9 protein-coding genes are annotated in these 10833 nt (G+C 66.4%); all 9 read left to right on the top strand.

Annotated elements, in window-relative coordinates:
• Window positions 1-6: 6 nt before the first annotated feature.
• Window positions 7-3882: a DNA-directed RNA polymerase subunit beta' gene (locus tag AW273_RS03620; protein WP_062345054.1), complete on the top strand. Its 3876-nt coding sequence runs from the start codon at window positions 7-9 to the stop codon at window positions 3880-3882.
• A gap of 428 nt (window positions 3883-4310) precedes the next feature.
• Window positions 4311-4685, top strand: a complete 375-nt coding sequence (rpsL, locus tag AW273_RS03615) for a 30S ribosomal protein S12 (RefSeq protein WP_030451506.1) — start codon at window positions 4311-4313, stop codon at window positions 4683-4685.
• Window positions 4685-5155 carry a 30S ribosomal protein S7 gene (gene rpsG / locus AW273_RS03610; protein WP_030451505.1) on the top strand — a complete coding sequence of 157 codons (471 nt, stop codon included), beginning with the start codon at window positions 4685-4687 and terminating at the stop codon, window positions 5153-5155. The genes rpsL and rpsG overlap by 1 nt, the downstream gene beginning before the upstream one ends.
• Window positions 5156-5194: 39 nt before the next feature.
• Complete coding sequence (gene fusA, locus AW273_RS03605) at window positions 5195-7288, top strand: elongation factor G (protein WP_083949469.1); 2094 nt, start codon at window positions 5195-5197, stop codon at window positions 7286-7288.
• A gap of 84 nt (window positions 7289-7372) precedes the next feature.
• Entirely contained in the window at window positions 7373-8566 is a 1194-nt protein-coding gene (gene tuf, locus AW273_RS03600; protein ID WP_062345052.1) for an elongation factor Tu, read from the top strand.
• Window positions 8567-8730: 164 nt separating this feature from the next.
• Window positions 8731-9039: a 30S ribosomal protein S10 gene (rpsJ, locus tag AW273_RS03595; RefSeq protein ID WP_012887830.1), complete on the top strand. Its 309-nt coding sequence runs from the start codon at window positions 8731-8733 to the stop codon at window positions 9037-9039.
• Window positions 9040-9053: 14 nt separating this feature from the next.
• Window positions 9054-9707, top strand: a complete 654-nt coding sequence (gene rplC, locus AW273_RS03590; protein ID WP_062337781.1) for a 50S ribosomal protein L3 — start codon at window positions 9054-9056, stop codon at window positions 9705-9707.
• Entirely contained in the window at window positions 9704-10354 is a 651-nt protein-coding gene (rplD, locus tag AW273_RS03585) for a 50S ribosomal protein L4 (RefSeq protein WP_030451501.1), read from the top strand. The genes rplC and rplD overlap by 4 nt, the downstream gene beginning before the upstream one ends.
• Window positions 10354-10656, top strand: a complete 303-nt coding sequence (rplW, locus tag AW273_RS03580) for a 50S ribosomal protein L23 (protein WP_062337777.1) — start codon at window positions 10354-10356, stop codon at window positions 10654-10656. The genes rplD and rplW overlap by 1 nt, the downstream gene beginning before the upstream one ends.
• Window positions 10657-10833: the final 177 nt, after the last annotated feature.

Below are 10833 nucleotides of genomic sequence, written 5' to 3'. Positions count from 1 at the left end.
TAGCACATGCTGGACGTCAACTTCTTCGACGAGCTCCGAATCGGCCTCGCGACCGCCGACGACATCCGTCAGTGGTCTCACGGCGAGGTCAAGAAGCCGGAGACGATCAACTACCGGACCCTCAAGCCCGAAAAGGACGGACTCTTCTGCGAGAAGATCTTCGGTCCGACCCGGGACTGGGAGTGCTACTGCGGCAAGTACAAGCGCGTGCGCTTCAAGGGCATCATCTGTGAGCGCTGCGGCGTCGAGGTGACCCGTGCCAAGGTGCGTCGTGAGCGGATGGGCCACATCGAGCTGGCCGCCCCGGTCACCCACATCTGGTACTTCAAGGGTGTTCCCTCGCGGCTGGGCTACCTGCTCGACCTCGCCCCGAAGGACCTGGAGAAGGTCATCTACTTCGCGGCGTACATGATCACGCATGTCGACACCGAGATGCGCGACCGCGACCTGTCCTCGCTCGAGGCCAAGATCTCGGTCGAGCGTCAGCACGTCGAGCAGCGCCGTGACGCCGACATCGAGGCCCGGCAGAAGAAGCTCGAAGCCGACCTGGCCGAGCTGGAGGCCGCCGGGGCCAAGGGCGACCAGCGCCGCAAGGTGCGCGAGGGCGCCGACCGCGAGATGCGTCAGCTCCGCGACCGGGCGCAGCGTGAGCTCGATCGGCTTGAGGAGGTCTGGAGCCGCTTCAAGAACCTCAAGGTCCAGGACCTCGAGGGCGACGAGCTGCTCTACCGCGAGATGCGCGACCGGTTCGGCCGCTACTTCCGCGGCGGCATGGGCGCGCAGGCGATCCAGGAGCGGCTGCAGAGCTTCGACCTCGACCAGGAGGCAGAGAACCTCCGCGAGACGATCCGCAGCGGCAAGGGCCAGAAGAAGGCCCGCGCCCTCAAGCGGCTCAAGGTCGTGGCGGCGTTCCTGAACACCCGCAACTCGCCCGCGGGCATGGTGCTCGACTGCATCCCGGTGATCCCGCCGGACCTGCGGCCGATGGTCCAGCTCGACGGTGGCCGCTTCGCCACCTCCGACCTGAACGACCTCTACCGGCGAGTGATCAACCGGAACAACCGCCTCAAGCGGCTTCTCGACCTCGGCGCGCCCGAGATCATCGTCAACAACGAGAAGCGCATGCTCCAGGAGGCCGTCGACGCGCTGTTCGACAACGGCCGTCGCGGTCGCCCGGTCACGGGCCCCGGCAACCGTCCGCTGAAGTCCCTCAGCGACATGCTGAAGGGCAAGCAGGGCCGGTTCCGCCAGAACCTGCTGGGCAAGCGAGTCGACTACTCCGGCCGTTCGGTCATCGTCGTCGGCCCGCAGCTCAAGCTGCACCAGTGCGGTCTGCCCAAGCAGATGGCGCTGGAGCTGTTCAAGCCGTTCGTGATGAAGCGCCTGGTCGACCTGAACCACGCGCAGAACATCAAGAGCGCCAAGCGCATGGTCGAGCGGGCCCGCCCGGTCGTGTGGGACGTGCTCGAAGAGGTCATCACCGAGCACCCCGTGCTGCTGAACCGCGCTCCGACGCTCCACCGCCTGGGCATCCAGGCCTTCGAGCCGCAGCTCGTCGAGGGCAAGGCCATCCAGATCCACCCGCTCGTCTGCACGGCGTTCAACGCCGACTTCGACGGCGACCAGATGGCCGTGCACCTGCCGCTGTCGGCCGAGGCCCAGGCCGAGGCGCGCATCCTGATGTTGTCGACCAACAACATCCTGAAGCCCGCCGACGGCAAGCCCGTGACGATGCCCACCCAGGACATGGTCATCGGCCTCTACTCGCTCACCACCCAGGCCGACGAGGCCGAGGGTGAGGGCCGGGTGTTCGCGTCGGTCTCCGAGGCCCTCATGGCCTTCGACCGCCACGAGCTCGACCTGCAGGCGAAGATCCAGGTCCGGCTCAAGGACGTCGCCCCGCCGCGTGGCTGGGAGGCGCCCGAGGGCTGGGAGGCCGGCGACCCGCTGCGCCTGGAGACCACGCTCGGCCGCTGCCTGTTCAACAACACGCTGCCCGCGAACTACCCGTTCGTGAACTACCAGGTCGGCAAGAAGCAGTTGTCCGCGATCGTGAACGAGCTGGCCGAGACCTACCCCAAGGTCGAGGTCGCCAACGCGCTCGACGCGCTCAAGGACGCCGGCTTCTACTGGGCCACCCGCGCCGGTGTGACCATCTCGATCGACGACGTCATCGCGCCCCCGAACAAGGGCACGATCATGGAGTCGTACGAGAAGCAGGCCGACAAGGTCCAGCGCGAGTACGACCGCGGTCTGATCACCGACGAGGAGCGCCGTCAGGAGCTCATCGAGATCTGGACCAAGGCCACGAGCGACGTGACCCAGGACATGCAGGACGCCTTCGGCAAGACCAACCCCATCTGGATGATGGTCCAGTCGGGCGCCCGAGGAAACCTCATGCAGGTCCGTCAGATCGCCGGCATCCGCGGCCTGGTGTCCAACACCAAGGGTGAGACGATCCCGCGTCCGATCAAGTCCTCCTTCCGCGAGGGCCTGTCGGTGCTGGAGTACTTCATCTCCACCCACGGTCAGCGGAAGGGTCTGGCCGACACCGCGCTGCGTACCGCCGACTCGGGTTACCTGACCCGTCGTCTGGTGGACGTCGCGCAGGACGTCATCGTGCGCGAGATCGACTGCGGCACCGACCGTGCGGTCCCGCTGCACGTCGGTGAGCGCGACGCGTCGGGCAACCTGGTCAAGGCGGAGAACGCCGAGTCCAACGTGCACGGCCGGATCCTCGCCGAGGACGTCGAGGTCGACGGCAAGCTCGTCGCCGCGGTCGGCACCGACATCAACGACATCACCGTCACCGCGCTGGTCGAGGCGGGCATCGAGACGGTCCGCACCCGCAGCACGCTGGTGTGCGAGGCCAAGATCGGTGTCTGCGCCACCTGCTACGGCCGGTCGCTGGCCACCGGCAAGCTCGTCGACGTCGGCGAGGCGGTCGGCATCATCGCCGCCCAGTCGATCGGTGAGCCCGGCACCCAGCTGACGATGCGGACCTTCCACACCGGTGGTGTGGCGGGCGCCGACATCACCCACGGTCTGCCGCGTGTCCAGGAGCTCTTCGAGGCCCGCATCCCCAAGGGTGTGGCGCCGATCTCCGAGGTCACCGGCCGGGTTCGCATCGACGAGACCGACAAGACCCGCAAGATCGTCATCACGCCCGACGACGGCGCCGAGGAGATCGCCTACCCGGTCTCCATGCGGTCGCGGCTGCAGGTCTCCGAGGGGCAGCACATCGAGGTGGGCCACCAGCTCATCGCCGGTGCCCGCAACCCCAACGAGGTGCTGCGCATCCTGGGCCCGCGCCAGGTCCAGCTCCACCTCGTCGAAGAGGTGCAGCAGGTCTACCGGTCGCAGGGTGTGTCGATCCACGACAAGCACATCGAGGTCATCGTCCGGCAGATGCTCAAGCGCGTGAACGTGCTGGAGTCGGGCGACACCGAGATGCTGCCCGGTGAGCTGGTCGAGCGTCCTCGGTTCGAGCGCATGAACCGTGAGTGCGTCGCCGAGGGCGGGCAGCCGGCCTCCGGCCGTCCGGTCCTGATGGGCATCACCAAGGCCTCGCTCGCCACCGAGTCGTGGTTGTCGGCGGCGTCCTTCCAGGAGACGACCCGGGTGCTGACCGACGCGGCGATCCACGCCAAGTCCGACAGCCTGCTCGGCCTCAAGGAGAACGTCATCATCGGTAAGCTCATCCCGGCCGGTACGGGCATGCCCCAGTACCGCAACATCCGGGTCGAGCCGACCGAGGAGGCCAAGGCCGCGATGTACACGGTCGGCGGCTACGACGGCTCCGCGGCCGACTACACCTTCGGTTCGGGCAGCGGCGAGGCCGTCCCGCTGGAGGAGTACGACTTCGGCCAGTACGGCCGCTAGTCACCAGAGGTTCATCACGGAAGCCCGGCCCCGGCCGGGCTTCCGGCTTTTTCACCTCTGTTCGCGCGGTATAGTTGACACGGACTCAATCACGGCCTGCGTTTGAAGGCGGGCCGCGGGACTCAAGGTGCGAATCCCGACGACCCGTACTCGCGACCGTTTTGACGTGTCGCTACCGGCTGGGTAGTCTTCTCTTTCGTGCCCATGGGTTCATGGGCCCAACACGCGTGCGCGCAGCTTGCCAGCGAAGCGCGCCGTGTGCCCCTGGTTCCCGATTTCCAGGTCCGGGGTGTTGCGCCACCAGAGCGCGACACGCCCGACCGCGTGGGTCGGCGGAGAGGGAAAACCAGCAGGTCATGACACCGGCAGTACCTGCGAATAAGCATGTTCACGATTCACCGGCCAAGGCACGAAACGGAGTTGTTGTAGTGCCCACGATTCAGCAGTTGGTCCGAAAGGGCCGGCAGGACAAGGTCTCCAAGACCAAGACTCCTGCGCTCAAGGGCAGCCCTCAGCGGCGCGGCGTCTGCACCCGCGTCTACACCACCACCCCGAAGAAGCCGAACTCGGCGCTTCGTAAGGTCGCGCGTGTTCGCCTGACCAACGGCATCGAGGTCACCGCATACATCCCCGGCGTCGGCCACAACCTCCAGGAGCACAGCATCGTGCTGGTTCGTGGTGGTCGTGTGAAGGACCTCCCCGGCGTTCGCTACAAGATCATCCGCGGCTCGCTCGACACCCAGGGCGTCCGCAACCGCAAGCAGGCTCGTTCCCGCTACGGCGCCAAGAAGGAGAAGAAGTAATGCCTCGCAAGGGTTCTCCTGGCCGCCGCCAGCTCATGGCCGACCCGGTGTACAACTCGCCGCTGGTCACCGCCCTGATCAACAAGGTGCTCCTCGACGGCAAGCGCTCGATCGCCCAGTCGATCGTGTACGGCGCCCTCGAGGGCTGCAAGGACAAGACCGGCAACGACCCGGTCGTCACGCTGAAGCGCGCCCTGGACAACGTGAAGCCGACCCTCGAGGTCCGCAGCCGCCGTGTCGGTGGCGCGACCTACCAGGTCCCGGTCGAGGTCCGCGCCGCGCGCAGCACCACGCTGGCCCTCCGCTGGCTGGTGCAGTACTCGCGTGCACGCCGCGAGAAGACCATGACCGAGCGCCTCATGAACGAGCTCCTCGACGCCAGCAACGGCCTCGGGGCGAGCGTGAAGAAGCGCGAGGACACCCACAAGATGGCCGAGTCCAACAAGGCCTTCGCCCACTACCGCTGGTAGTCGGCGGAATTTCGACGAGACGACGAGGACGCGAGAGCAGTGGCGACCACGCTTGACCTGGCCAAGGTCCGCAACATCGGGATCATGGCCCACATCGACGCGGGCAAGACCACCACGACCGAGCGCATCCTGTTCTACACCGGGATCAACTACAAGATCGGTGAAGTCCACGAGGGCGCTGCCACGATGGACTGGATGGAGCAGGAGCAGGAGCGCGGCATCACGATCACGTCTGCCGCGACGACCTGTGAGTGGCTCGGCCACACCATCAACATCATCGACACGCCGGGCCACGTCGACTTCACCATCGAGGTGGAGCGCTCGCTCCGGGTCCTCGACGGTGCCGTCGCGGTGTTCGACGGTGTCGCCGGGGTGGAGCCGCAGTCGGAGACGGTCTGGCGGCAGGCCGACCGCTACGACGTTCCCCGTATCTGCTTCGTCAACAAGATGGACCGGGTCGGCGCGGAGTTCCACCGGTGCGTCGACATGATGATCAGCCGGCTGGGCGCGACCCCCGCGGTCATCCAGCTTCCCTGGGGCGTCGAGGCCGACTTCAAGGGCGTCATCGACCTGGTGAAGATGAAGGGCCTGATCTGGAGCGCCGAGGCGGCCAAGGGCGAGATGTACGACACCGTCGACATCCCCGCCGACCACGCCGAGACCGCCCGTGAGTGGCGCGACCGTCTGGTCGAGACCGTGGCCGAGAACGACGACGAGCTGATGGAGCTCTTCCTCGAGGGTGTCGAGCCCTCCGAGGAGCAGCTGGTCGCGGCCATCCGCCGCGCCACGCTGACGAGCTCGATCAACCCGGTCCTGTGCGGCACCGCGTTCAAGAACAAGGGCGTGCAGCCCCTGCTCGACGCGATCGTCGCCTACCTCCCGGCGCCGACCGACATCCCGGCCTTCAAGGGCCACGCGGTCAACGACGAGGAGAAGGTGATCGAGCGTCGCCCCGACGTGACCGAGCCGTTCTCCGCGCTGGCCTTCAAGATCATGAGCGACCCCCACCTGGGCAAGCTCACCTACATCCGCCTCTACTCCGGCACCCTTGAATCCGGCACGACCGTGATCAACTCGGTGAAGGGGAAGAAGGAGCGGATCGGCAAGATCTACCAGATGCACGCCAACAAGCGTGAGGAGCGGCCGTCCGCGGTCGCCGGTCAGATCGTCGCCGTGATGGGACTGAAGGACACCACCACCGGTGACACCCTGTCCGACATCCAGAACCAGGTCGTCCTCGAGTCGATGACGTTCCCGGCGCCGGTCATCAGCGTCGCGATCGAGCCCAAGACCAAGGGCGACCAGGAGAAGCTCGGCACCGCGATCCAGCGTCTGGCGGAGGAGGACCCGTCCTTCCAGGTCCGCCGCGACGAGGAGACCGGCCAGACCGTCATCCACGGCATGGGCGAGCTTCACCTGGAGATCCTGGTCGACCGCATGCGCCGCGAGTTCAAGGTCGAGGCGAACGTCGGTCGTCCCCAGGTCGCGTACCGTGAGACGATCCGCCGCAAGGTGGAGAAGATCGACTACACGCACAAGAAGCAGACCGGTGGTTCCGGCCAGTTCGCCAAGGTCCTCATCGACCTTGAGCCGCTGGGCGAGGGCAACGACGGTTACGAGTTCGAGAACAAGGTCACCGGTGGCCGCATCCCGCGGGAGTACATCCCGTCGGTCGACGCGGGCGCCCAGCAGGCCGCCGAGTTCGGCGTGCTGGCCGGTTACCCGATGGTCGGCGTCAAGGTCACCCTGCAGGACGGCGCCTACCACGAGGTCGACTCGTCCGAAATGGCCTTCAAGATGGCCGGCTCGATGGTCTTCAAGGAGGCCGCGCGCCGTGCCGACCCCGTTCTCCTCGAACCGATGATGGCCGTCGAGGTCACCACGCCCGAGGACTACATGGGTGACGTCATCGGCGACCTCAACGGTCGTCGCGGGCAGATCCAGGCCATGGACGAGCGGGCCGGTGCCCGTGTCGTCAAGGCGCTTGTTCCGCTCTCCGAGATGTTCGGCTACGTGGGCGACCTGCGTAGCAAGACGCAGGGGCGCGCGAGCTACAGCATGCAGTTCGACTCCTACGCGGAGGTGCCCCCGGGCATCGCCAAGGAGATCGTCGCGAAGGTCCGCGGCGAGTAATTCCGTCGCTAACCACCGGCCGCTCTCGCGGCCGGTGGGACCTGGCGAATGAAGTCAGTCAGAAATCTCTAAGGAGACAGACCAGTGGCCAAGGCCAAGTTCGAGCGGAACAAGCCGCACGTGAACATCGGCACCATTGGGCACATCGACCACGGCAAGACGACTCTGACCGCGGCGATCACCAAGGTGCTTCACGACCGTTTCCCGCAGATCAACGAGGCGACCCCGTTCGACAAGATCGACAAGGCGCCCGAGGAGAAGGCCCGCGGGATCACCATCTCGATCGCCCACGTCGAGTACCAGACGGAGAAGCGCCACTACGCGCACGTCGACTGCCCTGGTCACGCCGACTACGTCAAGAACATGATCACCGGTGCGGCGCAGATGGACGGCGCCATCCTGGTGGTCGCCGCTACTGACGGCCCCATGCCGCAGACGAAGGAGCACGTCCTCCTGGCCCGCCAGGTCGGCGTCCCCTACATCGTCGTCGCCCTGAACAAGGCCGACATGGTGGACGACGAGGAGATCCTGGAGCTCGTCGAGCTCGAGGTTCGCGAGCTCCTCTCGGCTCAGGAGTTCCCCGGTGACGACCTGCCCGTCGTCCGCGTCTCGGCGCTCAAGGCGCTCGAGGGCGACGAGAAGTGGGGCGACTCGATCATCGAGCTCATGACCGCCGTCGACGAGAACGTGCCGGAGCCCACCCGCGCGATCGACAAGCCGTTCCTGATGCCGATCGAGGACGTCTTCTCGATCACCGGCCGCGGCACCGTCGTGACCGGCCGTATCGAGCGTGGTGTCGTCAAGGTCAACGAGACCGTCGACATCATCGGCATCAAGGAGAAGAGCACCACGACCACCGTCACCGGTGTCGAGATGTTCCGCAAGCTCCTCGACGAGGGCCAGGCCGGTGACAACGTCGGTCTGCTCCTCCGTGGCATCAAGCGTGAGGACGTCGAGCGCGGCCAGTGCATCATCAAGCCGGGCACGACCACCCCGCACACCGAGTTCGAGGCCCAGGTCTACATCCTGAGCAAGGACGAGGGCGGCCGCCACACGCCGTTCTTCAACAACTACCGTCCGCAGTTCTACTTCCGTACGACTGACGTGACCGGTGTTGTGAACCTGCCCGAGGGCACCGAGATGGTCATGCCCGGTGACAACACCGAGATGACCGTCCAGCTGATCCAGCCCATCGCCATGGAGGACGGCCTCAAGTTCGCCATCCGTGAGGGTGGCCGTACGGTCGGCGCCGGCAACGTGGTCAAGATCATCAAGTAGTACCCGATGGCCGGGTCCACACGGACCCGGCCATCACATTGCTCCACCTGCCGTGATCCCGCAGCCGCTTCGGGTCTCCGAAGTGACTGCCGGATCACGGACACATAGCGGCAACCTGCCGCACGTTACTTGTTCAGACGACAGCGAAGGACACCGAGGCCATTATGGCGGGACAGAAGATCCGCATTCGGCTCAAGGCCTATGACCACGAGGTCATCGACAGCTCGGCCAAGAAGATCGTCGAGACGGTGACGCGTACGGGCGCCAAGGTCGCGGGCCCGGTGCCCCTGCCGACCGAGAAGAACGTGTACTGCGTGATCCGTTCGCCGCACAAGTACAAGGACAGCCGCGAGCACTTTGAGATGCGTACGCACAAGCGGCTGATTGACATCATCGACCCGACGCCCAAGACCGTCGACTCGCTCATGCGTCTCGACCTGCCTGCCGGCGTCGACATCTCGATCAAGCTCTGAGGGAACGCACTGACATGGCTAACCAGATCAAGGGCGTCCTGGGCAAGAAGCTCGGCATGACCCAGGTCTTCGACGACGGCAACCGGATCGTCCCGGTCACCGTCGTGGAGGCCGGTCCGTGCGTGGTGACCCGGGTCCGCACTCCCGAGCGTGACGGCTACTCCGCCATCCAGCTCGGCTTCGGTCAGATCGACCCGCGCAAGGTGAACAAGCCGCTGGGCGACTACCTGCGCAAGCACGACATCACCCCGCGCCGCTACTTCGTCGAGGTCCGCACCGACGACGCCTCCGAGTACACCCTCGGCCAGGAAGTCACCGCCGGCACCTTCGAGGCCGGCCAGTTCGTCGACGTCACCGGCAAGAGCAAGGGCAAGGGCTTCGCGGGCGTCATGAAGCGTCACGGCTTCAAGGGCCTGGGCGCCTCGCACGGTACCCAGCGCAAGCACCGCTCGCCCGGCTCCATCGGTGGCTGCGCCACCCCGGGCCGCGTCTTCAAGGGCCTGCGCATGGCCGGTCGGATGGGCAACGTCCGCACCACCATCCAGAGCCTGAAGGTGCACGCCGTCGACGCCGAGAAGGGCCTCATCCTGATCAAGGGTGCGATCCCCGGCGCGAACGGCAGCCTGGTCCTCATCCGCACCGCTGCCAAGAAGGGGGCTGCCAAGTGAGCACCATTGACGTCCTCGACGCGAGCGGCGCCAAGACCGGCGACACCGTCGACCTGCCCGAGAGCATCTTCGGCGCCAAGGTCAACGTGCCGCTGATCCACCAGGTCGTCGTGGCCCAGCTCGCGGCTCGCCGCCAGGGCACCCACGCCACCAAGACCCGTGGCGAGGTGTCCGGCGGTGGCAAGAAGCCGTACCGCCAGAAGGGCACCGGCCGGGCCCGTCAGGGTTCGACCCGCGCGCCGCAGTTCACCGGCGGTGGCACCGTCCACGGCCCGCAGCCGCGCTCGTACGTCCAGCGCACGCCCAAGAAGATGAAGGCCGCGGCCCTGCGCCAGGCCCTGTCCGACCGGGCCGGCGGCAACCTCGTGCACGTCGTCAGCTCTCTGGTCACCGGCGACACGCCCAAGACCAAGACCGCGCTCGAGGCGCTCCGTAAGATCACCGGCTCGCGCAGCGTGCTCGTGGTCGTCACCGAGCACGACGAGCTCACCTGGCTGAGCCTGCGCAACGCCCCGGAGGTCCACCTCCTGGACGCCGGCCAGCTCAACACGTACGACGTGCTGTGCAGCGACGCCGTCGTCTTCACCAAGGAGGCCTACGACGACGTCGTGGCCCGCCTGGAGAACAGCGGGAAGGAAGACGCCTGATGGACAAGATCACCGACCCGCGCGACATCATCATCAAGCCGATCGTCTCCGAGAAGAGCTACGGCCTGATCGACGAGCACAACAAGTACACGTTCCTGGTCAAGCAGGGTGTGAACAAGACGCAGGTGAAGATCGCCATCGAGCAGATCTTCGGTGTCAAGGTCACCGGCGTCAACACCATCAACCGCCAGGGCAAGCGCAAGCGCACCCGCTTCGGCTACGGCCAGCGCCCGGGCACCAAGCGGGCGATCGTCAGCCTGGCTGAGGGCGAGCGCATCGACATCTTCGGCCAGATCGGCTGATAGAAGGCAAACCGCACTCGTAGCGGTAGGCCAAAGACGAGTAGGTGGTTTGGCCGCGCGGCTGTCTGGACTGAGGAGCGCAGGGGAGCGAAGCGACCCGAAGCGACGAGGGAAGACAGCCGCTGAAAGCGGCCAAACCCGCCGCGCCGGAGGCGCGGCAATTAGACAGGGATGAAC

Origin of the sequence: Herbidospora yilanensis (assembly GCF_001570565.1) — a bacterium.
GTDB lineage: Bacteria > Actinomycetota > Actinomycetes > Streptosporangiales > Streptosporangiaceae > Herbidospora > Herbidospora yilanensis.
Note: the sequence above shows the minus strand (reverse complement) of the source record. Positions and strands in the feature narration are given on the sequence as shown.

What these genes read in the sequence shown, in the direction of transcription:
- rplC (WP_062337781.1), top strand. Translation starts at nt 9,054, where the DNA reads ATGGCTAACCAGATCAAGGGCGTCCTGGGCAAGAAGCTCGGCATGACC.
- rpsG (WP_030451505.1), top strand. Translation starts at nt 4,685, where the DNA reads ATGCCTCGCAAGGGTTCTCCTGGCCGCCGCCAGCTCATGGCCGACCCG.
- AW273_RS03620 (WP_062345054.1), top strand. Translation starts at nt 7, where the DNA reads ATGCTGGACGTCAACTTCTTCGACGAGCTCCGAATCGGCCTCGCGACC.
- rpsJ (WP_012887830.1), top strand. Translation starts at nt 8,731, where the DNA reads ATGGCGGGACAGAAGATCCGCATTCGGCTCAAGGCCTATGACCACGAG.
- rplW (WP_062337777.1), top strand. Translation starts at nt 10,354, where the DNA reads ATGGACAAGATCACCGACCCGCGCGACATCATCATCAAGCCGATCGTC.